The organism is Xenorhabdus hominickii, assembly GCF_002632725.1.
GTDB lineage: Bacteria > Pseudomonadota > Gammaproteobacteria > Enterobacterales > Enterobacteriaceae > Xenorhabdus > Xenorhabdus hominickii.
This window is the reverse complement of the sequence record NZ_NJAI01000014.1, coordinates 1-25,900: the sequence shown is the minus strand read 5'-3', so window position 1 is coordinate 25,900 and position 25,900 is coordinate 1. Positions and strand designations below refer to the sequence as shown.

Annotated in this window: 26 protein-coding genes and 2 pseudogenes; 19 read left to right on the top strand and 9 right to left on the bottom strand. The window is 39.7% G+C overall.

What is annotated here, in order from left to right; all coding sequences use genetic code 11:
- Positions 1 to 76 precede the first annotated feature (76 nt).
- From Xhom_RS23940 to Xhom_RS23930, 3 genes and pseudogenes are all read left to right on the top strand, one after another.
- Positions 77 to 1,498: an MFS transporter gene (locus tag Xhom_RS23940; RefSeq protein WP_232326283.1), complete on the top strand. Its 1,422-nt coding sequence runs from the start codon at positions 77 to 79 to the stop codon at positions 1,496 to 1,498.
- A gap of 14 nt (positions 1,499 to 1,512) precedes the next feature.
- A complete protein-coding gene (locus Xhom_RS23935; protein WP_069315784.1) occupies positions 1,513 to 1,938 on the top strand; it encodes a GNAT family N-acetyltransferase in 426 nt (141 codons plus the stop codon).
- Between the two features lie 29 nt (positions 1,939 to 1,967).
- Positions 1,968 to 2,583 (top strand): annotated as a pseudogene (locus Xhom_RS23930) (pyridoxamine 5'-phosphate oxidase family protein).
- Positions 2,584 to 2,820: 237 nt separating this feature from the next.
- Here the strand turns inward: Xhom_RS23930 and Xhom_RS23925 are convergent.
- Together Xhom_RS23925 and Xhom_RS23920 are read right to left on the bottom strand one after the other, a co-directional pair.
- Positions 2,821 to 3,414, bottom strand: a complete 594-nt coding sequence (locus Xhom_RS23925; RefSeq protein ID WP_069315785.1) for an NADPH-dependent FMN reductase — start codon at positions 3,412 to 3,414, stop codon at positions 2,821 to 2,823.
- Positions 3,415 to 3,434: 20 nt separating this feature from the next.
- The gene (locus Xhom_RS23920) at positions 3,435 to 4,322 is read right to left on the bottom strand and encodes an EamA family transporter (protein ID WP_069315786.1); all 888 of its coding nucleotides are present in this window, start codon (positions 4,320 to 4,322) and stop codon (positions 3,435 to 3,437) included.
- 176 nt (positions 4,323 to 4,498) lie between these two features.
- Between Xhom_RS23920 and Xhom_RS23915 the strand changes: the two genes are divergently transcribed.
- On the top strand, positions 4,499 to 4,990 hold the full coding sequence (locus Xhom_RS23915; protein WP_069315787.1) for a MarR family winged helix-turn-helix transcriptional regulator: 492 nt from the start codon (positions 4,499 to 4,501) through the stop codon (positions 4,988 to 4,990).
- A gap of 141 nt (positions 4,991 to 5,131) precedes the next feature.
- On the opposite strand, the gene Xhom_RS23910 is transcribed toward Xhom_RS23915, so the two are convergent.
- From Xhom_RS23910 to Xhom_RS23900, 3 genes are all read right to left on the bottom strand, one after another.
- Positions 5,132 to 7,141, bottom strand: coding sequence for a TonB-dependent copper receptor (locus Xhom_RS23910; RefSeq protein WP_069315788.1), 2,010 nt, complete (start codon positions 7,139 to 7,141; stop codon positions 5,132 to 5,134).
- 125 nt (positions 7,142 to 7,266) lie between these two features.
- Positions 7,267 to 7,704: a DUF2946 domain-containing protein gene (locus Xhom_RS23905; protein ID WP_071933913.1), complete on the bottom strand. Its 438-nt coding sequence runs from the start codon at positions 7,702 to 7,704 to the stop codon at positions 7,267 to 7,269.
- Positions 7,705 to 7,885: 181 nt separating this feature from the next.
- Positions 7,886 to 8,323, bottom strand: coding sequence for a LysR family transcriptional regulator (locus tag Xhom_RS23900; protein ID WP_269465901.1), 438 nt, complete (start codon positions 8,321 to 8,323; stop codon positions 7,886 to 7,888).
- Positions 8,324 to 8,408: 85 nt separating this feature from the next.
- Here Xhom_RS23900 and aptA point away from each other — a divergent pair, with 85 nt between their 5' ends.
- From aptA to Xhom_RS38245, 5 genes and pseudogenes are all read left to right on the top strand, one after another.
- Entirely contained in the window at positions 8,409 to 9,755 is a 1,347-nt protein-coding gene (gene aptA / locus Xhom_RS23895; RefSeq protein WP_069315789.1) for an omega-aminotransferase AptA, read from the top strand.
- Between the two features lie 5 nt (positions 9,756 to 9,760).
- Positions 9,761 to 10,120: pseudogene (locus Xhom_RS47275) on the top strand (aldehyde dehydrogenase family protein); the annotation flags it as partial.
- Between the two features lie 271 nt (positions 10,121 to 10,391).
- Positions 10,392 to 10,826: an ASCH domain-containing protein gene (locus Xhom_RS23885; RefSeq protein WP_069315792.1), complete on the top strand. Its 435-nt coding sequence runs from the start codon at positions 10,392 to 10,394 to the stop codon at positions 10,824 to 10,826.
- Positions 10,827 to 11,017: 191 nt separating this feature from the next.
- Positions 11,018 to 11,824, top strand: a complete 807-nt coding sequence (locus Xhom_RS23880) for an MFS transporter (RefSeq protein WP_232326285.1) — start codon at positions 11,018 to 11,020, stop codon at positions 11,822 to 11,824.
- An 83-nt stretch (positions 11,825 to 11,907) separates the two neighbouring features.
- Positions 11,908 to 12,063, top strand: coding sequence for a hypothetical protein (locus Xhom_RS38245; protein WP_244590791.1), 156 nt, complete (start codon positions 11,908 to 11,910; stop codon positions 12,061 to 12,063).
- 157 nt (positions 12,064 to 12,220) lie between these two features.
- Here the strand turns inward: Xhom_RS38245 and Xhom_RS23875 are convergent, their stop codons facing one another.
- Together Xhom_RS23875 and Xhom_RS23870 are read right to left on the bottom strand one after the other, a co-directional pair.
- On the bottom strand, positions 12,221 to 13,132 hold the full coding sequence (locus tag Xhom_RS23875; RefSeq protein ID WP_069315793.1) for a LysR family transcriptional regulator: 912 nt from the start codon (positions 13,130 to 13,132) through the stop codon (positions 12,221 to 12,223).
- A gap of 44 nt (positions 13,133 to 13,176) precedes the next feature.
- Positions 13,177 to 14,055: a DMT family transporter gene (locus Xhom_RS23870; protein WP_099139811.1), complete on the bottom strand. Its 879-nt coding sequence runs from the start codon at positions 14,053 to 14,055 to the stop codon at positions 13,177 to 13,179.
- Between the two features lie 59 nt (positions 14,056 to 14,114).
- On the opposite strand from Xhom_RS23870, the gene Xhom_RS23865 reads away from it, so the two are divergent.
- The 5 genes from Xhom_RS23865 to Xhom_RS23845 all read left to right on the top strand — a co-directional run bounded on the left by Xhom_RS23865 (position 14,115) and on the right by Xhom_RS23845 (position 19,826).
- Positions 14,115 to 15,485 (top strand): aminotransferase-like domain-containing protein, encoded by a 1,371-nt coding sequence (locus Xhom_RS23865; RefSeq protein ID WP_232326289.1) that lies wholly within the window; start codon positions 14,115 to 14,117, stop codon positions 15,483 to 15,485.
- A gap of 196 nt (positions 15,486 to 15,681) precedes the next feature.
- Positions 15,682 to 15,882 (top strand): hypothetical protein, encoded by a 201-nt coding sequence (locus tag Xhom_RS23860; protein WP_069315796.1) that lies wholly within the window; start codon positions 15,682 to 15,684, stop codon positions 15,880 to 15,882.
- Positions 15,883 to 16,317: 435 nt separating this feature from the next.
- Positions 16,318 to 17,451, top strand: a complete 1,134-nt coding sequence (locus Xhom_RS23855) for an alkene reductase (protein ID WP_069315797.1) — start codon at positions 16,318 to 16,320, stop codon at positions 17,449 to 17,451.
- A gap of 35 nt (positions 17,452 to 17,486) precedes the next feature.
- Positions 17,487 to 18,671, top strand: coding sequence for a DmpA family aminopeptidase (locus tag Xhom_RS23850; RefSeq protein ID WP_069315798.1), 1,185 nt, complete (start codon positions 17,487 to 17,489; stop codon positions 18,669 to 18,671).
- A 138-nt stretch (positions 18,672 to 18,809) separates the two neighbouring features.
- A complete protein-coding gene (locus Xhom_RS23845; RefSeq protein ID WP_069315799.1) occupies positions 18,810 to 19,826 on the top strand; it encodes a serine hydrolase domain-containing protein in 1,017 nt (338 codons plus the stop codon).
- Positions 19,827 to 20,242: 416 nt separating this feature from the next.
- Here the strand turns inward: Xhom_RS23845 and Xhom_RS23840 are convergent, their stop codons facing one another.
- Positions 20,243 to 21,064 carry an intradiol ring-cleavage dioxygenase gene (locus Xhom_RS23840; RefSeq protein ID WP_069315800.1) on the bottom strand — a complete coding sequence of 274 codons (822 nt, stop codon included), beginning with the start codon at positions 21,062 to 21,064 and terminating at the stop codon, positions 20,243 to 20,245.
- Between the two features lie 802 nt (positions 21,065 to 21,866).
- On the opposite strand from Xhom_RS23840, the gene Xhom_RS23835 reads away from it, so the two are divergent.
- The 5 genes from Xhom_RS23835 to Xhom_RS23820 all read left to right on the top strand — a co-directional run bounded on the left by Xhom_RS23835 (position 21,867) and on the right by Xhom_RS23820 (position 25,345).
- Positions 21,867 to 22,094 carry a hypothetical protein gene (locus tag Xhom_RS23835; RefSeq protein WP_069315801.1) on the top strand — a complete coding sequence of 76 codons (228 nt, stop codon included), beginning with the start codon at positions 21,867 to 21,869 and terminating at the stop codon, positions 22,092 to 22,094.
- An 85-nt stretch (positions 22,095 to 22,179) separates the two neighbouring features.
- The gene (locus Xhom_RS28500; protein WP_069315802.1) at positions 22,180 to 22,428 is read left to right on the top strand and encodes a hypothetical protein; all 249 of its coding nucleotides are present in this window, start codon (positions 22,180 to 22,182) and stop codon (positions 22,426 to 22,428) included.
- Positions 22,429 to 23,013: 585 nt separating this feature from the next.
- A complete protein-coding gene (locus tag Xhom_RS38235) occupies positions 23,014 to 23,193 on the top strand; it encodes a hypothetical protein (protein WP_232326293.1) in 180 nt (59 codons plus the stop codon).
- Positions 23,194 to 23,278: 85 nt separating this feature from the next.
- Positions 23,279 to 23,740: a Slam-dependent surface lipoprotein gene (locus tag Xhom_RS38230; protein WP_232326294.1), complete on the top strand. Its 462-nt coding sequence runs from the start codon at positions 23,279 to 23,281 to the stop codon at positions 23,738 to 23,740.
- 117 nt (positions 23,741 to 23,857) lie between these two features.
- Positions 23,858 to 25,345 (top strand): surface lipoprotein assembly modifier, encoded by a 1,488-nt coding sequence (locus tag Xhom_RS23820; RefSeq protein WP_069315803.1) that lies wholly within the window; start codon positions 23,858 to 23,860, stop codon positions 25,343 to 25,345.
- 357 nt (positions 25,346 to 25,702) lie between these two features.
- Here Xhom_RS23820 and Xhom_RS23815 read toward each other — a convergent pair.
- Positions 25,703 to 25,900: IS1 family transposase (locus Xhom_RS23815; RefSeq protein ID WP_244590771.1), on the bottom strand; the 198-nt coding region annotated here is incomplete at its 5' end.

The window sequence follows — 25,900 nt, the reverse complement described above, 5'->3', positions numbered from 1 at the left end:
TATAAATAGTTAAATTGTAACAGACCAATGAAGCAGTTAACATCTGCTTATCTTAAATATGGTGAGGAGCCATGTCATGACTAAAAGGGATTATTTAGCTCTGTCAGTTTTACTATCAGCTGGTTTTGTGACCGTTTTTGATCTTTTCGTTGTCAATATTGCTATTCCCAATATTCAATCACATTTACAGGCGAGTTTATTCCAAATTACGCTTGTTATTGTGGTCTATGAAATTGGGTTTGGGTTGCTATTGATTACAGGTGGTCGTTTAGGTGATCTATTCGGGCGGCGACGCCTATTTAAGTTAGGCATATTAACTTTCACTCTGACGTCTTTGCTGTGCGGCCTTGCGCCAACAATAACTCTTTTAATCTTCGCTCGATTCTTACAAGGGTTATCAGCAGCTCTGTTATTCCCACAAGTTTATGCCAGTATTCGTGTCAATTTTGATGGGGACAATAGCCGCCGGGCTTTTGGTTTATTAGGCATGATATTAGGTTTTGCCGCTGTTTCTGGACAAACTTTAGGCGGCTGGCTGGTTTCTATCAACTTATGGGATTTGCAATGGCGTTCTATCTTTTTAGTCAATGTTCCCATTGGGTTATTGGCCTTAATTTTTTCAGGCTATATCAAAGAAAGTGCTGCACAGGAAAAATCGGAGTTAGATTTGGTTGGGGTGGCACTTTCCAGTATAGGTATTTTTGCGCTATTACTGCCAATTTTAGTTGGGCCAATATTAGGCTGGCCGATGTGGTGCTGGGGATTACTTCTTCTTGCTTGTTTGATCCTGTTACAATTTTTTCGTCATGAAAAACGTTATGTCCTTCGAGGGAAGACACCTATATTAGATTTTGATTTGCTGAAAAATAAGCAATTCCGCTTGGGTTGTTTATTGGTTTTATTCGTTTATTCCACTTCCAGCTCATTTTTTCTCATTTTTGCATTGTTTTCACAAAATGGATTAGGCCTTAAGCCACTTGAGGGTGGATTTCTCTTTGTTCCGGCAAGTATAGGATTTATTTTATCCTCACTAAATGCGCCTTATTGGATTAAACGTTTTGGTAGCAAAGTTATCGTTGCAGGAGCGTTACTTTATGCCGTTACCTTTATTGCCCTTGTTATTGCTATTGCGGTGTTATCATCTGATGTAGTCTCATCAATGACGATTCCATTATTGTTTATTGTGCCGATCTTATTCCTTCTCGGATATGGCCAAGGCTTTGTCATGACACCATTGCTTAATGTAGTCCTGGCTTTTATTAACGTAAGATTTGCAGGTATGGCATCAGGCGTAATTGCGACGTTACAACAAATCGGGGCTGCTTTTGGTGTTGCTGTGGTTAACGTGTTAGCCCAGTGGAATTCGAACAATATGAATACTCTCCCTTTTATTACTTATCAAAATGTTTTTGTACACAGTATGCTCTACAATGTAATCGCCGCTTTTATTGTATTTTTCTTATTGAAAAAGTTACATCAAAAGCAAATCTCATCATAAAGGAATCAAAAAAAGTGATCAGATTATTTACTGAAGCAGATATGGAAGTAGTTCTGTCTATTTGGTTAGAAGCTTCCATTAAAGCACACGATTTTGTGCCGGCTGATTTTTGGCAATCACAAGTGGTAAATATGCGAAATATTTACATCCCGGCATCAGAAGTATATGTCTATGTTCAGGAAGAAAATGTAATCGGTTTTTATGCACTTCACGAAAATAACTTGGCTGCCGTGTTTGTATCGCCGGAGCAACAAGGACAGGGAATTGGCAAAGCGTTAGTTAATGATGCCAAAAACCGAAGAACTGAACTCACGTTATCCGTTTATAAGCAAAACCAAGCTAGCTACGCATTCTACTTATCGCAGGGCTTTTATGTTGCCAGCGAGGAAGTAGATGAAAATACGGGTTGTGAAGAATATTTTATGTGTTTGGCCTATTGATAATTGCCAACCGATTGCAAAGGAGAAGGATGACAGTGATGACTAAGATTGTGACTGATATCGCTACACTTGAAAAAATATACGAAAAACCGGCATCGGCCTCTGTTTTTAAAGAAGTAAATTATATCCATCCTGTATATCGTCCTTTCATCGAGTCATCTCCTTTTGCGGTATTGGCAACAATTGGCTCAGAAGGGATGGATGTTTCGCCCCGAGGGGATCAAGCAGGGTTTATACATATTGAAGATGAAAAAACCCTGCTGTTACCAGATAGAAGAGGTAATAACCGGATCGATAGTTTGCGCAATATTCTGCACGATAATCATGTGGCGTTATTGTTTCTTATTCCGGGGATAGGAGAAACGTTACGTGTCAATGGCCGGGCAGAAATTGTTATTGATCCCCACATGCTAGTGCGTTTTGTTCATCGTAATATACCGCCTCGTTCTGTATTGCGTATCACGGTAGATGCAGTTTTTTTCCAATGTGCCTTTGCGCTCTGGTTTATGGGATATTTCTACTCAACTTGAGCGCAATACTTTACCCAGTGCCGGCAATATTCTAAAAGAAATCAGTAAAGGCAATTTTGATGGTGCTGACTATGATGAGAAATTACCCCAATGGCTTAAGGATACACTGTATTAATAAGTCAGTATCTTGATTGATGCGGATTTTTTAGTACTATTGATTAAATTAAAAACAAAGTAAGTTTGATTGTTAAACAAAAGTGCCAAAAATACGGGATACTGTGTTTTTATACAGTATTGTCTCATGCCAAGGAATTTGATTGGGATCGATACAAGATAGCTAATTGATATTTTCTCGGCTCAAAAATCTGAGCCGAGATCTAGAGCTTAATGGCGAGAGTAGGTTATTGAGATTTTACATACCATATGGATAATTTTTACTTTCTTCGCCAATATCTTCACGAACTTGCTTTAATGCCTGAGCATAAGATTTCAGTAGTTTCAGCGTGTAATTAGTACGCCCTTCAAATTCAGAATTGCTACAAATCAGGTCTGCTGAAATTAAGTTGTCACTCTGACGGAAAATTAAATGATCAGGCAGGAAGCAAACATGATTGTTTTTAAATCCTGTCATTCGTAATTCAGTAAGGGGATAAACACCATTCATGCCAGCAGATACACTCGCCAAAAGTGCGGGTTTATGGCCTAGCTCTGTGACTGAACAATATAATAATAAGTTTTTTAGTGCTGGTGTTGCCATTCCATGCCATTCAGGAGTAATGAAAATAAATGCTTCACTCTCTCTTAAATGTTGCGCAACCGCCTGCCACGGATGTGTTTCAGCCGATATATCAGTTGCATAACCATCGTGTAAGGGTAATTCTACATTGGAAAGCTCAAGGAGCTGGGTAGTAAATCCATGTTCTTGACTCAACTTCTGCAAATAATGAGCAATGCGTTGGCTATGAGAATTTGGGCGTTGACTACCTGAAATTAAAACAAGTTTCATGTGTTTTCCTGTTATTTTGTCTAATTTATAGAGTTATCGGATTTTTCTATCTGACCTCTGGGGATCGAGATCCAAACAGAAATAATAATGCTGCAAGCCCCAACGAATTGAAGCAAAGAAAAAGTTTGTTCTAGAAAAAAATACCCTAAAACACAGGCTGATACCGGACTTAAAAATCCCAAGAAAGAAATCGTGATTACCGACAACTTTTCAATGCCCCGAAACCAGATGATATAAGAAAAAACAGCACCAATCATACATAAATAACCGTAACCAAGTATATTAATCATGCTGATCTGTTGCGGTAAACCTTCTATTAAGATCGCAACCGGCAATAACATTAATCCTCCGAGTGTTAATTGCCAGCCCGTAAAACTGAGTAATGATAAGTGAGTGGGGCGGTTCCAATATTTGGTTAGTACAACACCTAATGCCATACAGCTACATCCTGCAAGACCTGCAATAACTCCCTGCCAATTTAGGCTGGTGGCTGAATTCAATACTAATAAGCCAATCCCAATAATTCCTAATATTGTGGAGGTGATGTGTTTTATTGTGAGGACGGTTTTCAACAAACAAGCACTCAGTAATATCACAATAATGGGTTGGCAAGACATAATTAATGCTGCTGTTCCTCCAGGGAGATAGCCTGCGGTCACAAAGAGAAAATAGAAAAAAGCCCCAATATTGAGTAAGCCCAATATGCTGATACGCAACCACCAGATCCCTTTGGGTACAGTACGACAAATCAACAGCAATAACAGACCGGCAGGTAATGCCCTGATGGTAGAAGCCAACAAAGGAGTATCGGGCGGTAATACTTCCGTTGTGATGATATAAGTGCTTCCCCAGACAATCGGAGCCAATGCAGTGAGTAAAATATTATTAACTACCCTAGTTTCTGACATAGCGGCCTCTTTTTTATTTGTTTATTTTTCATCCTGAACATCAATTTCTCGGTGTTTTTTAACGCAAAAATAACATAATAAAAAGTATCTTTATATAAAGATAAATTAAAATAATAGCCTAATCGATTTTTATCAAGTATCTTTTTGTCAAAATAAAATGAATAGGATAAAAAAGCATGCAGTACGATCACGTTGACCGGTTACTGATACAGTGGGAACAGCAACGTCCAGACCTTGATCCGTCATCAATGGGAGTAATTGGGCGATTAGCTCGCGCAAGCAAAATTATTGAGCTACGCCTACAACATGCTTTCAAAGAATACGATTTGAGTACTATTGAATTTGATATTCTTGCGACATTACGTCGTAATAACACCCCAATTACACCGACTGAAATGTATCAATCTGTAATGCTAACGTCAGGAGCAATGAGTACTCGCATTGAACATATGGTACAAAGAGGGTTGATTGAACGTATCGCTAATGAAGAGGATCGCCGTAGCTGCAAAGTTTTTCTTACTCCGGCAGGAAAGGCTCTGATAGACAAGGCAGTTGAAAGTCATTTGGAGAATCAAAAATCTATTCTTGAACCGCTGACGGAAGTTCAACAAGAACAACTTGCAACATTGTTACGACACTGGTTATTAACGAATGAGTCTACAAACTGAGAGTTTTTAGCGAGATATGAAAATATCTTTTCTGAAAGGTATATTTAACTTGTTAATTTGATATAACTTTAATGAAAGTTATTTTGGTAAAAACTCGCCCTGACGAAATCAGGGCGAGCCAAGTCTAAAAAAGAAGTGATATTAGAATTTAACGTTAACTCTAGCCCAGTAAGTGCGACCTGGATCGTTCACTTGTGTATTGGCAGAATAACCAAAACCACCATTTCCCGCTAAGTTAAGGTGTTCGCTGTAGTTTTTATCAAAAATGTTGTCAATACCTGCACTAATTTGCATATTTTTAGTCACTTTGTAGGCTGTATTTGCTGACAGAATGGCGAAGCCTTTACTGTTGTTAAAGTCTTTACCGACAACGTTACCTTCATTGATTGCGACTCGATGCTGACTGTTAACCAAACGCAGCAATCCGCTGCTTGTCCAATCACCATAATCCCAAATCAGGCCGAAACGTGCTTCCAAAGGCGGAGTTTGTGGTAGTGGACGATGATTAGTTGCATTCTGTGCCCAGGAATATGCCAAACTTGCATCAGTTTTCCAGTTATCATTCAACTGATAAGCAATCCCCATTTCACCACCCATAATAGTGGCATCCACGTTATGCGCTTGGTTATTATTTTCGCTATAGCGGAATAGAATAAAATCACTCACCTTACCAACATAAGCCGATACCCAACCTTTCAGGTCTTGATCTTGATATTGCGCACCAATATCCAACTGAGTCGTTTTTTCGTTCTTTATGTCAGTGAATGCATTTTTGCCTGCTCTACTTGAAAACAACTCCCAATAATCGGGCGAGCGCTCGGTATAACCCACGCCGGCATAAAACATAACTGGGACACCTTTCATATTATGTTCAAACCGGACAAAACCAGCAGGAATGGTATCCTTACGCTCTTGTTGAGTCGAATATTTATATACCTGCACGCGATCCAGACGTACACCACCGATGACTTTACTTTGCTCAGCAGCATCCCACGTTAATTCACCAAAAATACCATAATCACGGAAACGCGCATTCTTCACCCATCCCACTCTTTTGGTTTTATCCATATAACGATCGGTGTTGGATCGGTGAGTATTCGTTTGCATATCTATACCACTTTGCAATTTGAAATCCTCCCAAATCCAAGTGCCCACCATACGGCCACCCATGGTAAGACGATCTGGCTCTGAGACCATTTCCATATGCAGAGGAGCGGTACGCAGGGAGTAGTTATCCATCACATGGTCGGCGTAGTTGTAATAAAAATTAGTTTCAAATTTGTCAAATACCTCACCGATATTGGATTTTTCAAAACGTACACCAAAATTTTTACGCTTGAATTGGGAACCGTCCATGCCACGAGTAGCGTAACGTGCTTCACCATCACCTTGTCCAGCGCTTAACTCCAGCAGGGTATCGGCATCAGGTGTCCAGCCCAGTGCGATATCGGTATTCCATTTATCCCATTTAGAAGGAATACGGTTACCATCGCCGTCTCTATAATCATTGGAACGGGATTTATTGCCGATCAAACGGATATAACCCAATTCATTCCCAAAAATCAGATCAGCATTACCATCCCAGCGTTTATTAGAACCGACGACAGTGCTGACATTCCCTTTAGCTCCCGGTTTTTCAAACTGGGGACGGGTGCGTTCAAAACGGACAGTTCCTGCTGAATTACCGGGCCCCCAGAGTACGGTTTGCGGCCCTTTAACCAAACTCAGAACATCATAACTTTCTGGTGAAATATAAGAACTGGGTGCATCCATACGTCCGCCACAAGCCCCCAATATTTCACCATCATCAATCAACATTCTTAAGCGAGAGCCAAACATGCCACGGAATACGGGATCGCCGTTCGTACCACCATTACGGATTTGTGAAAATCCGGGGATAGTTTTCAGGTAATCAGAACCATCACTGGCAGGTATTGGTTGTCGAGGGGTTTTGAGTGAAGTAGCAACATCAAGAGGTGAAACTGCTGGAGCGGTTACGGTTATTACAGACTCATTATCATTAACCGCAAGCGTATTTTTTGTCTCTTTGGTGTTAACCTCGTTAGCAGCCAAGCTACTGGTAGGTATAGAAAGGGCAATAACCAAAGCGGTTGTCAGTGGCGATACGTGGAATAATTGTGTAGTAGACATAAAATAAAAATATCCCTTAATTAACAACAAATCCTGTTTTTAGAATTTGTTTGAAGCAAGACTGACTTGCCATACGAATTTGATAAGGCAAGGTAAATAAAATGATTTACTTTAGCGTCAGCAGATTAATTAAGGGGTGGGGCACGGGGTTGTGACTCGCCGTAGAACAGTTGAATTATTGGGCCAGAAAATCGTGGTACTGGTGGTGCGCGCGAGATCGTTAGCACCAATAAAATGAAAGGAACAGACCCGCCAGCCAATAATGGCAGGTTAATCAGAAGCTGACAGTAACCACAAGCGATATCGTCCATCAATCCCATATGAATATGATCAGCCCCATGATGGTTCATAGAGTGTGATGACGATGACGCTTTATGATGGCTATTGCTGTCGCTATTTTGCATGTCAGAAACAGACATGCTGTGGTTTATCTCACTTTTGATACCATCACGATGGTGCTCCAGTGTTTTTGACACCACTGGCGCAATGAACAGCATCAAAATCGCCAGTAAGGCGATCGAGGCAGGTGTTCGACGTTGTGACAGGCGAAAAAGCGATAACAAGCTAATGATCCAAATCAATTTACACGATTGGGTGCCAATCTTACTGCATTTCTTATGGATTTGTTAAAAAATTTTTTGGCAACCTATGTATATGATTTGGTTGTTTTACTCAATAAAGCTATCAATAATAATTATATCTACTGGTGGTTGAATCTCACCAGTAGATAGTGACTTCAATAAATCAAATTGGCTGCCAACTCACATTTTTGCACATTAATTTGTTGTTGTTGTTATTTTCAGCATGAGATAATTGAATGCTTCCCATTAAAACAAATAAAGCAAATACTTTTATTAAAAAAGAATATTGTTTGTGCATTTGGTTCACATGTTGTCGGAACTCTTCAATTGACGCCATAATGGTTTCACTAGCACACAGAATTTCCCTGCCTTCATCCGTTAACGAGAATCCAGCACGGCCTCTTTGACACAACCGCATCCCTAACCGTTTTTCTAAATCGTTCATATGGAGACTAATCGCTGAACGTGTAACACCAAGCGAACTTTCTGCTGCGGAAAAGCTGCCACATTCTGCGAGGGTCTTAAAGATCCGTAATAGTTTCAAACCAAAATCAGTTACTTGCCTAAAGTTTGTTGATTTCATTTGCGTAAGTAAACTCATAACTAATGATTCGATAATTGAGATTTAATTTGAATGTAGTTTCATTGCAAACTCTTTGTTACAACCTTATGCGAGGAGTTAAAAAATGTCAGATAACTATTCGTTTAAAACAAGTTCTTTTCAAACATTGAACCTTAAAGCGCATTGGATGCCGTTTAGTGCTAATCGTCATTTTCAACAAGATCCACGTTTGATTGTCTCCGCAGAGGGAAGCTGGTTGGTAGATGATCAAGGTCGGCGCATTTATGACAGCTTATCCGGTTTATGGACGTGTGGAGCAGGACATTCCCGCCATGAGATTCGTCAAGCGGTTTCTGAACAATTGGGAACGTTAGATTATTCCCCCGGTTTCCAATATGGCCATCCTTTGTCATTTAAGTTGGCAGATAAGATCGCCAGCCGGATGCCAGGTGATTTAAATCACGTGTTTTTTACCAGTTCAGGTTCAGAATCTGTTGATACCGCAGTGAAAATGGCGCGTGCTTATTGGCGTGTCAAAGGACAAGCATCCAAAACGAAATTGATTGGAAGGGCGAGAGGCTATCATGGCGTAAACATCGCGGGTACGAGTCTTGGTGGTATTGGTGGAAACCGTAAAATGTTTGGTCAACTTATGGATGTTGATCACCTGTCACATACATTACAGCCCAATATGGCCTTTACGAAAGGAATACCACTGACTGGTGGCCGTGAGCTGGCTGATGAATTATTGAAGCTTATTGAATTGCATGATGCCAGTAATATTGCCGCTGTTATTGTGGAGCCTGTTTGCGGATCCGCAGGTGCCATTATCCCGCCACAAGGATATTTACAACGCTTACGGGAAATCTGTACCCAACACGATATTCTACTGATTTTTGATGAAGTGATTACCGGTTTCGGGCGGTTAGGACGTTGGAGTGGATCTGAATATTTCGATGTTACACCTGACATGCTCACGTTCGCTAAGCAAGTGACCAACGGTGCCATCCCTCTGGGAGGTGTCGTTGCGTCCAGTAAGATCTACGATGCCTTTATGTCTCAATCTTTACCTGAACACATGATCGAGTTCAACCATGGTTATACCTATTCAGCTCACCCCGTTGCCTGTGCAGCAGGACTGGCCTCCTTAGCATTGTTGGAAAAAGAGAATTTACTGCAACAATCCTCTGAGCTTGCCCCACATTTCGAACAAGCATTACATGGTCTGAAACACTGCCCAAATGTGATAGATATTCGTAACTGCGGTCTAGTGGGGGCAATCCAGCTTGCCCCACGGGATGGAGACGCAGCGATTCGCCCTTTTGATGCTGGTATCGCATTATGGAAAACCGGATTTTATGTGCGTTTTAGTGGTGATACGTTGCAGTTTGGCCCTATGTTCAATGCGAAAACGGGTGACCTTGATCGCTTGTTTAACGCTGTGGGTGATGTTTTGCATCAGATTAAATAAAGGAAATAGCATGCGGCAGAACTTCAGCGGTATTTAATCCTTCTTCTGGTGACGTAATACGCCAAGTTGAGATGGCAAGTAGAGAGACAGTAAAGCAAGCCATTGCTGCGGCGAAAACCGCACTTCCTGCCTGGCGTAATAAAGAAGCGGTTGATGGTTTAATTGAATCTCCTGATGTGAAGGCGCTGAGTTTTGTCGGTTCTACGCCAATAGCAGAATATATTCACAGTGAAGGAACACGACGTGGTAAACGCGTTTAGGCACTGGGGAGAGCGAAAAATCATGCTGTCTTAATGCCAGATGCTGATTTAAATAATGCCGCCAGCGCCTTGATGGGGGCAGATTATGGCCCGGATGGCGTACGTTTTTACACTCGACGTAAAACTATTACTCAGCATTGGATTAAACACGAAAATAATGAAGCGGCTAAATTTGCCTTTCCAAGTAACCAATTAATATCATTAACTTATTCAAAGAGCGGTAACTTTACCGCTCATACTTGTAAGATTTCTCATTCATTAAATCTATAATAGGGATTCATGTCATAACTTTGACATAAAGTTATGGTTAAAAACGGTGTCATTATGTTAGTAAATAAGGTTCCGCATAAACTTAGATAGATATCAGAAAGATAATATGAAAACAGATAAAGTCATAGAACTGATTGAGAATAAATATCCAAAAGCAGGGCATTGGGCATTTGGTGATTCTCCCGCTATGCAGGATGAATTGTCTGAATTAGTTGTTAAAAGGATAAAAACAGCGACGAGTTGTTCGTATCATTCTTATGCTTCTTATGGAGCCGATGACGGTAAGATCACCGTTGGCAATCATTATATTGTCTTCAATAGTCAAGAAAGCCCCATTTGCGCTGTCAGAGTGACTGATATGCACTTAATGCAATTCTCAGAAATGCCAGCGGAACTGGCATGGAAAGAAGGCGAGGGCGATAGGAGTTTGCTTCACTGGCAATTGGAGCATCAACGTTTCTTTACCAGCGAAGGCGTTTTTTCACCGGATATGGAGATTGTTGTTATTGAATTTAGCGTAGTTGAGAGCTTCCCCTTATAACTCTATCTGCCCTTCAGAATAGCCACCAGATATTCATTCTAATGCCGCCATGTTGCGGCTTCACATCTATTAATTAAAAATCATTGAAGAAGTTATGTCTACAGACAATAGACGAAAGCATCCTTCTGTTTTTACACGTTTTTTGCCATCATCCTGCTTACATTTAGAAACTAAGATGAAGTAAGGTTATCATGATGAAAAATAAGAGTTCTATGTTGTTGCTGACGTTATCCATTGCAGTTTTTGGTGTTATTACGACTGAAATAGCTGTTATTGGGCTATTACCTCAACTTGAAGAACAATTGAATGTGACACCGACTCAAGTCGGCTTTCTTGTCAGTGTTTATACCATTGTGGTCGCCGTGACTGGCCCATTCATCACATTAATGTTATCTCGATATAACAGGAAACATGTTCTTCTCACTATTCTGCTTTTATTTGTTATTTCTAATCTCATCTATGCCACAACAGACATCTTTAATTTGATGCTGACTTTCAGGATCCTACCGGGGCTGGTACATGCTGTTTTCTTTGCAGTTGCTCTTGTCGTTGCAGTGAATTCAGTTCCAAAGGAAAAAAGTGCTGGCGCCACAGCAAAAGTTTTCGCTGGGGGCGCGGTAGGAATGGTCTTAGGAATGCCTATAAGTTCATTCATAGCTGAACATCTGTCACTCAGTGCTGCATTTTATTTTGGTACAGCGACTTGTGCGCTGGCTTTCATTGGTATCCTGTTTTTTGTGCCTTCAATTCCTATCACAAAAAGCAGCTCTTTCTCCGATCAAGTCACTATCCTGCGTAAAGGAAAATTATGGTTTACGCTCGCTACGGCCACATTAGTGTTTTCCGCTATGTTCTCAAGTTTTAGCTATATAGCAGATTACCTTTCGAAAATTACTCACTTTGATAATAATTCCACCAGTATGATTTTAATCTTATTTGGTGCTTGTGGATTTCTGGGTAATTTTGTATTCAGCAGCTTTCTGCAAAAAATGTTGTAAATACAACTCATGCCTATCCTATTTTGTTAATTATCCTCTATATCCAAGTTTGGTTTTGGGGATTTTCACCGATAGCGATGTGTGTGTTGACCATTTTCTGGGGTGGTCTACATTCTGCTGGGCTGGTTGTCAGCCAAACATGGATTATGAAAGAAGCTAACGAAGCGCCAGAATTTGCTAACAGCCTTTATATCTCTTTTTCTAATTTAGGCATCACAATTGGCTCTATTACCGGATGATGGTTTCTTGCTCAATTTGGCGTACACACGATTATATTGAGTAGTATCCTCTTTGCATTAATGGCCTTTTTGAGTATTTATTTTAAAAGCAAGGTTAATAGCGACTACCGAAAAATGGCCGAAAAAACAATCTAAATTCACGTATTGATTCTTACGATTAATCCAGCAAACCATTTTCTTCCATCTCCACTAATGTATCTACAACATGACGTATTTTGGGGAGCAGTTGACGGTTTTTAGGCCATAACGCGCTAATAAGGACTTCTCCACCTGAATGGCCTTGCAATACTTCTTTGAGTTCTCCACTCTCAAGATATTTACCCACCATCCATAATGGCAATTGAGAAAATCCACACCCAGCCAGAACTGCCGCCAACATTGCATCCCCATCAGCGAATTCATAAGTTTCTGGTGGAGTGTAACGTTTCATTTCACCATTCTTTTCTTTCAATAACCAAGATACTGGCTGATCCCTGCGAAACCCCACGACACACCGATGTTGGCTTAATTCGTCAGGAGTATTAGGTTCACCGCTATAATGCAAATAATCTGGTGATGCACAAATAACAAGTTTTTGAGTTGTCAATCTGCGGGCTACGAGCCCACTACTGTCAGCAAGTTCACCAATTCGTATTGCAAGATCAATGCCTTCCTCAATTAAATCGACATAGCGCTCGCAGAACGAAACAGTAAGCGTCAGTTCTGGATAATCACGCGTAATTTTCAAAAGGTTAGGGAGGATACGCTGACGGCCGAATGCAGCCGGTAGATCGATACGGAGTCGTCCCGCAGGGTAAGCAATATGTGAAGTGAGTGCCGCTTCAGCTTGTTCAAGGATCTCAATAGCGCTTTGGCAACTTATCAGGAAGACTTCTCCATCAGGAGTCAGACTTAAGCTGCGGGTGGAACGTTGAAAAAGTTTAAGCCCTAAGCGATATTCAAGTCGTCCAACGCTTTTCCCTACAGCCGATTTTGTCACTCCGAGGCGTTCCGCTGCCGCAGTAAAACTTCCTAGTTGTGCTGTTGTGACAAACGCTGTTATCCCACCAAGATGATCAGTTCTACGCATAATGGTATCTATATCAGAAATATATTAATAAAAAGGATTGGTTTTTACTTTGCAAATAGCCGTGAGCCAACAACACAAAGAATAACACCAATAGTTACAGCTATCATTAATAGGTTTACAGGTTCACCAAGTACAGTTGCGCTCAACGCGAGTCCAAAAAAAGGTTGCAGTAGCTGAAGTTGGCCAACAGCAGCGATGCCTCCCTGCGCCAATCCCCGATACCAGAAAATAAAACCAATCAACATGCTGAAAAGGGACACGTAGACAAGGCTAATCCACACCGGTGTACTGACATTTGCAAATGAATTTGGCATAAACATAAACGTCATGATAAGCATTGCAGGTAGTGAAATAATCAGCGCCCAGCAGATAACTTGCCATCCACCTAAAACACGAGAAAGTTTTGCTCCCTCCGCATAACCAAGCCCACAAACTAAAACGGCGGCAAGCATTAATGTATCTCCGGCCAGAGAAGCAGATACACCTTGTATGAATGCAAATCCCATTACTAATAAACTACCCACAATAGAAAATATCCAGAAAGCGGGATGAGGGTGTTCTCCACCGCGCCATACACCAAAAATAGCCGTAGAAAGAGGTAATAACCCAAGGAATACAATTGAGTGTGCTGAAGTGATATGTTGAAGAGCTAATGCCGTTAAAAGAGGAAATCCGACAACAACGCCTAAGGCGACGATGATTAAGGGTACGATTTGACTATATATTGGGTGTTTTTCTTTAAAGATGAATAAAACAATAAGCGCGAATAAACCTGCAATAGAAGCACGGGCGACCGTCAGAAAAATAGGATCAAAATCCATGACAGCGATTTTTGTTGCAGGTAATGATCCGCTGAAGATAAGCACACCGAGGCAACCATTAATCCATCCACTTGCTGTCTTACTTTTAAGCTCATTCAGCATGACCATTATTCCCCAATTAGTTTTAATTGTTGCGAGTAAGCATCGTATGGCTCAACATCATGACAATCAAATTATTGTCATGGATACATTTTCTTATGGCCCATTCCCGTTACAAATCGCTGGTTGATAAATTTGCTGAGGATATACGTTCTGGTCGAATTTCCCCTGGTACGCGGCTACCAACCCATAGACAACTGGCGGCAGATGAAAGAATGTCCTTAGTTACAGCCACTCGGGTCTATGCTGAACTTGAAGCAATGGGATTAGTGAGTGGGGAGATTGGTCGAGGGACGTTTGTACGTGAAATTGCTCTGCCGGCAAATTTAGGAATAGAGCAACATGTCATTACTGATATGGTCGATCTTAATTTTAATTATCCCTCACTACCTTCTCAGACAGAGCTACTGAGAAGCGCCCTGCGAAAATTATCCATTTCTGGTGAAATAGAAGCATTGTTACGCTATCAGCCACATGGGGGAAGACAACATGAACGTGCAGCAATGTCAAAGTATCTAAAAAGCCGGGAAATTAATATTCCTATGGATAATTTATTAATCGTCAGTGGCGCTCAACATGGTTTAGCCAGCACAGTCATGGCACTATTAAAACCTGGAGATGTTGTCGCAGTAGATATTTTGACCTATCCGGGTTTCAAAATTCTGGCCGAAACATATCATCTCGAGCTGCTCTCTGTTCCTGCTGCAGAAGATGGCCTTGACCTAGAGGCACTTGAAAAGTTGTGCAAACATCGTCGTGTCCGTGCCTTATATACGATGCCAACATTACATAATCCATTGGGATGGGTGATGAGCGAAAACCAACGTAAGCGCTTAGTTGAACTGGCTCGTCGATATGGGCTGCTCATTATTGAGGATGCAGTTTACGCTTTTCTGATAGAGAATGCGCCACCGCCACTTGTTGAGCTTGCCCCAGAATTGACCATCTATGTTTCAGGGTTTTCCAAAAGTATTGCTACTGGATTACGTGTTGGATTTATTGTTGCGCCTGATCAACATTTGCCCGCTCTTACACGTGCCATTAGAGTAACCACGTGGAATACACCGGCTTTAATGACATCCATCATTTGTGAATGGATACATGACGGTACGGTCGCTGAATTGGAAGAAGAAAAACGCAAAGATGCTCAAGCACGCCAATTGATTGTAAAAGAAATATTTGCTGGGATACGATATATCAGCCATCCATCATCTTATTTTGTCTGGCTCCCATTGGCAGAGGAGACTAGAGCCGATCAAGTTGCAATGGCCCTAATACAAGAAAATATTTCTGTATCAACCGCTGAACCGTTTGCGACATCGTTGCATGTACCACATGCAATCCGCTTAGCCATAGGGTCAGTAGAATTAAAATCTTTGCTGATGGTACTAAAAAAAGTGAAGTATGTTATTGAACTACATTCATACTTTTAATCTTAATTCACTAAGTTCAGGATGATGCCCTCTTGTACCTCTAACGCTGTCTCTGCTTTTGCTAAAATCACATACCTTTATGATTAATTTTTCATCTCTGCGAGCAGGGTTAGAGAAAGTGAAGTATATTGTTGAAATGTATTTATGTTTGTAATAAAACATAAAAAATTTAATTTAGTCAAAAACAGAGGCAAAAATGAAACTACGGGCGAAAATCGAAAAAATAATTAATGGCAGTGATGATCCTAAAGCAGCATCAACTGAAATATGTAAACTGTTTGAGAAAGAAATGTCTATAAGCGGCTGGTTCGATGATGAAGATGGTGATGAATTACTCGACATGTTTCTGGATATGATAGGTGATGACGAAGATGATGACGAAGACGATTTATTTTAAATAATCCATGATAAAACGATACCAGAAAAACGGGCGTAAAAAGGACATAATTTGTTGAGATCAATTTAACTTATCTTGAATAAGAATTTAGCCCATAAATATACAATGACATATCTCATTGTAATTTAATGATTTATATTTTTATTGTTTTTATTTCAACTCCATCATACCCGAGTAAAAAGCTGAATCGAAAAATGATAGATTATTATAAATAAATACACAGTGAAGCTATAACCAAGATGTTTATGTTAAACATTAGTTTATTTCAATTTAAAATTGTTGATTGGTGTTATTTTTCTCCGTTTTAAATATTATCCCGCTCAGTATCGCAGGTAACGATAATAATAGGTTGCAATGTTTAATCAATACCGTTGACTAAAGGATTTTTGTTTGAATTACCTTCACAAAAATAGATTATCAAAAAAGGAAATCTTCATGGCTGATAATAGTATTCACACCGATCTTTTCTCACCTACCACATTAGGAAAAATTGAACTGGACAACCGTATTGTTATGGCTCCTTTAACACGCGGCCGCACGAATGAGGAGGGCGTCCCGAACGAACTTAATGTCACCTATTATGTTCAGCGAGCGAGTGCTGGTTTAATTATTTCAGAAGCAACCAATATTTCAGCACAAGGGCGTGGTTATGCCTTAACCCCCGGTATCTGGACGGAAGAGCAGGTAGCTGGATGGAAAAAAATCACAGAGGCTATTCACGTTGCCGGCGGTAAAATTGTAATGCAATTGTGGCATGTCGGTCGTTGCTCACATGTTGATCTCCAACCAAATAGAGAAGCACCTGTAGCACCATCCGCTATTAAAGCAGACGGTAAGGTTTTCACCAATAATGGCTTTGAAGCAGTCTCTATGCCACGAGCACTAAGAACCGACGAGATCTCTGGTATTGTTGAACAATACAAACATGCAGCGGAGTGCGCTAAACGTGCAGGGTTCGATGGTGTCGAAATTCATTCAGCTAATAGTTATTTGCTGGAACAGTTCCTGCGTGATTCCACTAACCATCGCACTGATCAATACGGTGGCTCAATTGAAAACCGAGCCAGACTAATTCTGGAGGTTGTTGAAGCTGTAACCCATGTTTGGGGGGACGGGCGAGTTGGCATTAGATTATCGCCAGTAACAACAGAAGTCGGGAACACTCCACTTGATAGCAATGTGATGGCAACTTATAGTTACCTGATTCAGCAACTCAATAAGTTCAAGCTGGCTTATCTCCACTTTGTTGAAGGAACGACAGGAAAAAGCCGTGAAGTTCCTGAAAGTGTTGATTTGGATGCACTGAGGTCTCTATTCGACGGGGCTTATATCGGCAATAACAACTATAATCTTGATATTGCAATTTCCCGCCGGGAGGAAGGCAAAGTTGATGCAGTTGCATTCGGACGCCCGTTTATTTCCAACCCTGATTTGGTCGAACGCCTACGCTGCGGCATTGAACTCGTTAATGCGCCTAATGAAACCCATTACGGAAATGGGGAAAAAGGTTATATCGACTGGCCGAAAGCGAATTATTTTCATGTTGAATCTTCATGTTCCAAGCCTTGATCCTTCAAATTAATTTGCTATCACAAGGAGGATTTATGAGAAATATGAAGATATTAAATATTATGATCTTATCTATATCGACAATGATAGCTTCTAATTCTTTAGCCAATGAGATTAGAGCAAGAGATTTAGGCATTCCTTTTTCAGGAGTAACAGGGAAATATAATGCAATTACAGATGTTAGTGGGGTAAAAGTTGGTTATTCAACCATAATAGAAGGTGATGGAAAGCTAGAAGTTGGGAAAGGCCCTATAAGAACAGGCGTGACAGCCATACTACCAAAAGGAAAGCGATTTAACCCTGTATTTTCTAGTATATTCTCTTTAAATGGAAATGGAGATATGACAGGTAGCCAATGGGTTAAAGAAAGTGGTTTCTTGGAAACACCAATATTAATAACCAATACTCATAGTGTTGGTATTGTCAGAGATTCAACAATTAGCTGGATGATTGATAATAATCTAACATCGCCACTAAAAGATGATTTATTCTGGTTTTTACCTGTAGTTTCAGAAACGTGGGATGGAATATTAAATGATATAAATGGTATGCATGTAAAAAAAGAGCATGTCTATAATGCTCTGAATAGTGCTAAATCAGGGGCGATAGAAGAAGGTAATGTTGGCGGTGGAACTGGGATGAACCTTTTTAATTTTAAGGGAGGAACAGGTACTTCATCACGAATTCTAGATAAAAAAGATGGCGGATATACTGTTGGCGTTCTTGTTCAAGGCAACTTTGGTGATAGGGATGACTTGATTATTGTGGGAATTCCAGTTGGTAAAGAAATAAAAGATCTTAAACCGATATATCATGGAGACAAGAAAAAAATAAAAGATGCGGGTTCTATAATAGTCGTGGTCGCCACTGATGCTCCATTGGCTCCTCACCAATTAGATAAAATAGCTAAAAGAGTCTCTCTTGGACTTGCAAGAGTAGGCGGTGTTGCCAGGAATACTAGCGGTGAGATATTTATTGCCTTTTCAACTGCAAATAGCGATGCATTCTCTAGGGAAGAGATGAAAACAATAAAAATACTGCCAAATGACAAACTGGATCCTTTGTATGAGGCAACAATAGAAGCAACAGAAGAAGCAATAATTAATGCTATGATCGCAGCAAAAAAAATGGTTGGGAGAAATGGTAACACTTCGTTTTCCATCCCTAAAGATAGGGTTAAAGAAATACTAAAAAAACATAATGTACTTTTGGAAGGTTAAAATAACTATCCAGATGAAAGTATTAGGAATTGTGTCAGATACAGGGAAGTAGGCTGGTCCTTTGATGTAAATTTATAGTATTATCATTCAATTAATTTCAATAGTGTGATGTGAAATAACTTTATATATTCATTTATTATGCGTAAAAACACCAAAATTATCAAAGCACTAAATAAACTCTTAACACCATTCGATAAAAATGCTCCTGGTGTTGTGTACATGGCTAAATACGACAGCGGCCTAACCTATCAAGGCTCTATAGGTTTAGCTTGTTTAGAATCACATAAACCACTTTCAATAAACAGCGTATTTAATATTGCTTCAGTTTCAAAGCAATTCACTGCATTTACTATTCTATTGTTAGAAAACGATGGTCGTTTATCGTTAGATGATTCAATTATAAAATATCTGCCTGATTTAGGTTGTTATGCAGAACCCGTAACTTTGCGTCACTTAATCTATCATACTGGTGGATTGGTTGATTATATGGAGTTGGCCGATTCAATTGGAATTAGTGAACAAGATCCGTTGACAATTGAACAGTCATTACATCACTTGTACGCTCAATCTCAAGTTGTATTTGCACCAGGAACTGCTTTCGAGTATAGCAATACAGGATACTTTTTACTGGCACAAGTGGCTGAAAAAGCGAGTGGAATGAAACTTAGTGAACTCAGCCAAGAACGTATTTTTAAACCTCTAGGAATGAAAAACACATTCATTGTTGATGAATACCCAATAGCTGTTGAATTTGCACACGCATATAGCCAAGAAAGTCAGCTTCTTGAATCGTTATGGACACACACAGGCGATGGAGCGGTACACTCAACAGTTGAAGATCTCATGTTATGGGGCGAAAACTTAACTCATGGTAGGGCTGGTGGAAAAGCATTAGTCCAGCGTATGACTCAAGTATTACCAGAAAAAACATTGATTGGAGATACAGTTAAAAATCATGAGCCTTATGCTTTTGGTTTAGAACATCACAACCACTTAGCAGAACCGAGTTTAGAGCATTCCGGCGGTTGGGCAGGTTACAGAACTTATTTTATACGTTTGCCGAACTCATGTTTAACTATTGCAGTCCTGAGCAATCAGGAGACTATTGATACACAAACGCTAAGTTATAAAATTGCCGATATCTTACTGAATTAGTTATGAATAATTTGCAGATTTTAACAATAAGGTTCGCCCCAAATTATTTGCCAATACCTGACTATTATTGATAGCCGCCGTAATGGTTATGGGAGCATATGAAATGTTCGTCATAAATAATTACCGTTTTAAATAGAGTTGAGATAGCCTTGAGGGATGAAAAACACATCTGAGCTGAGAAGAATTTAGGCCAGATGTAATCTGACAGATACCTATATAAATAACCGGTAACTGTCAGATCAGGTCTGAGCTAATACATATGAAACTCTGTTTTTCGGCCTCAAAAGCGGTTCCAAATATCGAATTTCTACTATTTTGAGAGCACAAAGTCTCTTTTTCGATACCGCTTAGCGTATATTTTCATCCTGTTGGATCTCAAACCGTGATTATGGAGAATTTTTCTGAATTAGATTCACCTACACAGTGTATTTAGCCAAGTCTTTAGGGGTTATTTTCTTGGACACATTGTTTTTATTAATCGATAAAACTATCTTTCCATGTAATCCATCCAATGGATTATCACCTATTTTTTTTACTGTCAAAATTGCAGCTCTATTTTTAACTCCAGAAAAGATGGAGTCATCTTCATTTTCAAGCCTATTAATATCCCTTGGAGAATACATATCATTAATCATTACTTCTTTAGATATATCCTCAGGGAAATAAAGTTGGCCTACAAAATAGAATTTATCTTCCTGTCTTTTTTGTACATTGGCATTCCTTGCTGATAAATGGATATGTATAGCTCTTCCAGCATAAAATCCAGGGAAAATTGTGGTGAATCTGACTATGCCTTCTTTGTCTGTCCTTTGTGCCCCACGAAGAAACGTGCTTTCATCAGTTCTTGAAATCGTTCCTATATTATCAGATGGAGCTTCGAGATCTGGGTTTATGTATTTCCAACCTGAATATTTTCCCATTGCATTACAATGCCATATATCAATAAGGATATCATCTAAAGGTTTACAGGTTACAGAATCAATGACTTTCATTGTCAATAAAAGAGGTATTCCTGGTTCATCCTCTGTTATATTCCTTCTCAGTAATTTGTTATTTATAAAATATGGACCTGACATTTCCTCTGGAGTCATTTCACAAACGCCTATATCAATACCATCCCCTTTCTTTGGTTGACTCTGTGAAGAGGCAAGAACTCCTGCTGGCATCAGAGGTAATAATGAAAATACGGCCCCCGTAACGCTCGCCTTTTTCAGAAAAAGTCTTCTTTCATTTTTCATAAAGTGGCTCCTTATATATCATTTTTATAGTTTATATTTTCGGATTCAGATAAGTGTAGCGGATCGCGTTTGAAATCCGGATGATGATTCTAACTTGTTGATGGCATAGGAGTAAACTACTGTCATAAGTATGGGGGTATTTATTTCAACAGGAGTGGTGATCTTTACATTGGCACTAATCAATATCTGATTTCTATCAAGAATTTCCGGGGTCATTCTAAACAGCTTAAGGAAAAAAGCGATTGAAATCTAACAAAAAATCAATACAAGAAGCTGAGATGTAAGTTTCTGACCATAGGTATTAACCATATTAATAGTTTCTAGTTGAACTAACTTAATTAATTTCTTTTAAAAATTATTTCTTAATTTTATTTTTTTATTCATTGTAAATATTATCCATTCAGTATCGTTAGAAAACGCTCATGATAGGTTATAGTATCCGTTTAATATCGGTTTTTTAGTGCCAAGGAGGCAATCCATCATGTCAATAACTACAATATATCGAGTAACCGTCGTTAAATAGGCCACCAAGCGACCGTTGCAAAATCCTAACGAAGAAGAGGTACTTTATGCCGATATCGATCTAAGTGCGATTATCAAGGAAACCAAGTAACGTAGAAGTTATATTCTCTATTCTAACAAGAAGATATTTATGCTTTATTTCACATCAGATACCCATTTTTGTCATTCCAGTGTTATAAACCTATGCCAGCGCCCATTTGAAAATGTGCATCATATGAACAACACTCTGATACATAACTGGAATGCTCGTGTTACCAATCGAGATAGATAGGACATCACAATGGTTGTTTTAAAAGAAATTATTACAAATATTAGAAATGCAATTCATGTAGCTACCGATGGACTCATCGGTCGTGAACAACTGGCCGAATTGATGATCCTTGCCGCAGTAGCAAGAGAGCATTTATTGGTTATCGGTCCTCCCAGTACAGCAAAAAGTGCGGTTGTTCGGCGTGTATCTCAAACGATGGGGGGAGGTATTATTTTGAATACATTGGGAGTTACTTAACATTGATTCACAAACGGGGGCAATCTACAGAATATCTTCTGGTGAAATACATTTTTATCATAATGGTAGAGTCTTTAAACGAATCATGCTACCCGACAATATTACGGATGAAGAATGTTATAACCTGAAAGTCAGAACAGGTATCAGCTCAATAATTATCTTTCCTTTCAATGGACAGGAACAGAATATTAACCTCTACGGTTCAGTACAGAGTCAACCCTGTGTATCTATTCATTGGACTACTAAAGAAACACCAAATATTCGCGCTATGGATGATGGATGGTTATTCTTCATCGGGAAGGGCGACTGCTTTATCGGAATACAAGCAGAGTAAAGCACCTTAATGTGAGGTAAAAGAGGCCACTTAAAGCCGTCCTTTTGGCTTCTGATGGCTAGTCTGTGCAGGTCATTACGCAGTTTCGTATGACCGGCAGACCGGCAAGGAACACCGAAAATCTGCTGCCTTCGTTTTCTACTACTTCCATCAGGTGTCTCAGCCCGATGAATGTGTGTCCGTTGTTACTTGCTTGGTGGTTTTGAAAATTTCGGCCGCCATGTTGTGTTGGATAAATTACTGGGAATGCGGGCCCAGACGGGGTTGGCAATAATGTGTTGTATTAGTTTCCAGCCGCGCTAGTCCCATCCGCCGTGAATTTTGGATTAATTGAGGCGGTGAAATATCCACAAATTCGCTCACCTACTTTTTTAATACACAAACATATTTAATTTCAATATGTTAACCACATCGCAAGTAATGAAAATCAACAAATTAAAAACGTAATGTTATTACTGGTTTACCTGACTATTTATTAATCATATTTTGCTCAGTGTACATTTTTAATTCATACGTTTGCTGTACAAAAAAATTTAGGACGCTCTTATGACAGGATAACAAGATACTTCATACTCAGTGGGGCTAATGATGAAAAAGGTCAATATATTAATCACTGTGTTAGGCGTTTTGGGAGTGATAACACAGACTCAAGCAAAAGTTGGCTATGGTATAAGCCAACAAGAAACCAAACCACATATTCTACTCGGAGAGAAAAAGGGTGATCCTGCCCTAGGTATTTCTTCTATACCTGGGGTTTGGGGGTAAGCTCTTCACTGCCTCTGAGCTGAAAAAACTCGCCACTCTCGACAAGAACAATATCTATGACGTCAAACAAAAAGGATCAAGAATTTTGGGTATCGAGAATCAATATATCGATATCGGGCAGGTTCCAAATGCAGAAGTTTACTTCGGTGAATGGGCACAAAAAAAACCCGATAAATCGGACATCACCCATACTGTTTTTTATCTAGGCAAAGATGTTACAACCAATATGCCAAAAAACGGCACTGCGACTTACACGGTGAAAGGCCTTAGCCAATATAACGGTAGCAATCTTCTCTCCGGTGAATTAGTCGCAGACTTTGATTCCCAAAAACTGAATGGTTCACTGAGTAATAGTTCACTAAATATAGGTATTGATGCCAATATAAATAATGATGCCGGATTTTCAGGCAAAGCCACAGCCAATGGCAGTGTCAATGGAACCACCGATGGGAAATTCTATGGTGATGCCGCCTCCTCTCTGGCCGGGATTGCCAAATTTGATAGTGATAGAAACAAAGATACGGCTTTCGGCGGCAATAAACAGTAATTTTTCGGATAACAGTGCCATTTGGGGTACTGTTATCTCCACTTTTTCCTTTCATCTTGACAGTCTTGTATCCCTGTTTATTCCCAATAATATGGGCTCTGTAAGCGAGTGTTTTCTATGTCTGACAAAAGAAAAGTAACTGGCAAGAGAAAAGCACCTATATTACTGACCTCACTGCTGATCTCATTCATCTTTCCAGCGGCTCAGTCCAATGAAGATATTAGCCACAATATTTGGCAAGATGCGCGATATAATCAACAGCACAATCAACAAAAAAATGAGGCCAGCTTAATAATATCAAATACCATTTCTACAAAGAGTGGCCATTCATCGATCATAATTCATGGGCAAAAATTCAAGGTAGAAAACAATATTAAAGATATCGGTCAAGTCCTGTACCTTGCCATTAACTATCGACAGTGGCAAGACGTAAGACGCTTCCTGATCGCTTATCAAAAACTACCTGCGCACGATCCGTTACTCATCGATTTTGCTCGAGGTGGTCTGGCCCATTTTGAAGGAAATTTGGCGCTTGCGGCTTCTTATTATCAAAAAATTCTACGTCAAAAACCAAATCTTACGCGCATCAAACTGGAACTGGCCCGTACTTATTTTGAAGATCACAAAAATCGAGAATCCGGGCAGTTATTTGAAGAAGTCAGTAAACAACATCAGTTACCAATAATGGTCCTAAAGAATACCGACAGTTATCTGAAAGCAATAACCCGAAGAAATGGCTGGCATAGCGCGTTCTCACTCGGTTATACCTATGACGATAATATAAATATGTCTCCAAATCAGAAATCGGTCTGCCTGCTTTCCAAAGAGGGAAAGTGCGTGATTGAACGGAAATCGCCAAAACCTATCAAAGATTGGGGGATAACTTATAACGCTATATTAAGCCGACATTACCCACTTATCGGTCATCACGGCATTTTTGGCCGCAGCCTGATTTATGGTGAAAATTATCGCCATTACCACAACGAAAACAAAAATACGTTTTTGCTGGTCGGTGGCTACAACTATAAAAGCAGAACCCATGATTTCACCTTTAGCCCCCTGTTTGAATATCAACAGCGTGCAGGGAATACCGAATACCATGCCATCGGTGCCAAAATGGAATGGCAGTGGTTTATCGCCCATAAAACCACACTCAATATTGAAATTGGACATAAAAAATTGAGTTATCAGCCGCGTTTCCGCAAGAAAGACGGTGAATATTCCTCATCCTATTTCAACCTATCTCATGCCCTCAGTGAAAAATTAGTTCTGTTTGGCGGCGGTGGTTGGATCTACCAAAACAATCAACAACCAGCAGCTCGCTATCAGCAATGGAAAGTGAATGTGGGAATAGCTGGGCAACTCTATTCCCACATTAATGGATCACTGTTTTTCACACTGAAAAAAGCCTACAGCCCATTCTTGGGTGCCAGACGTAAAGATAACGAACAAATCTATACTGCTTCCATTGAATTCCCTACCACTAAGATATTGGGAATGACTCCCTCTTTAATTTTCCGCCATCGACACAATCGCAGCAATGTGAACTGGTTGTACAGTTATGATAAAAACGAAATACAGATACAGCTAGAAAAATATTTTTAATCAAGGCTGTGATACATCTATAAATTCGGCAGACCATGTTTACGCGCATGATCTATTTTATCCTTGCCAGTATCAATGCACCTATATTTTTCAAAGCAAATAACTCCAACAGGGTATGCTAGAACTTTTATATCATTGTGGTGAAAGTTTTCCACTGGCCCTCTAATACAGCGACAACTGGGATATCTTTTTTCTGCTGAAGTGCATTTAACAAAGAGGATATATAATAATCAAATAGTTGAGTTTTAGTTTTTACCAGTCATTAGCCACTCATATTTATGATTTTCTGTTTGTTTGATATTCCCATAGGAAGTGCCTGGAAAATGAGGGTCATGTATTAAATAGTTAGATTGAATATCAAAAATAGTACTCACGCTCAATAAAAGTTCCTATCACCTTATCGTGCATTTCTTCGGATTTTGAATAACTGATAGTTTTTCTATTCAGTCTTTTTATTCGAGTACGCTGAGTTAAATTCGTTCTCTCTATACGCTGAGTAAACGTCTTTCCAGTCAGGTGATCTTCCTCGGGAAGGTTATCATAAACAACATAATC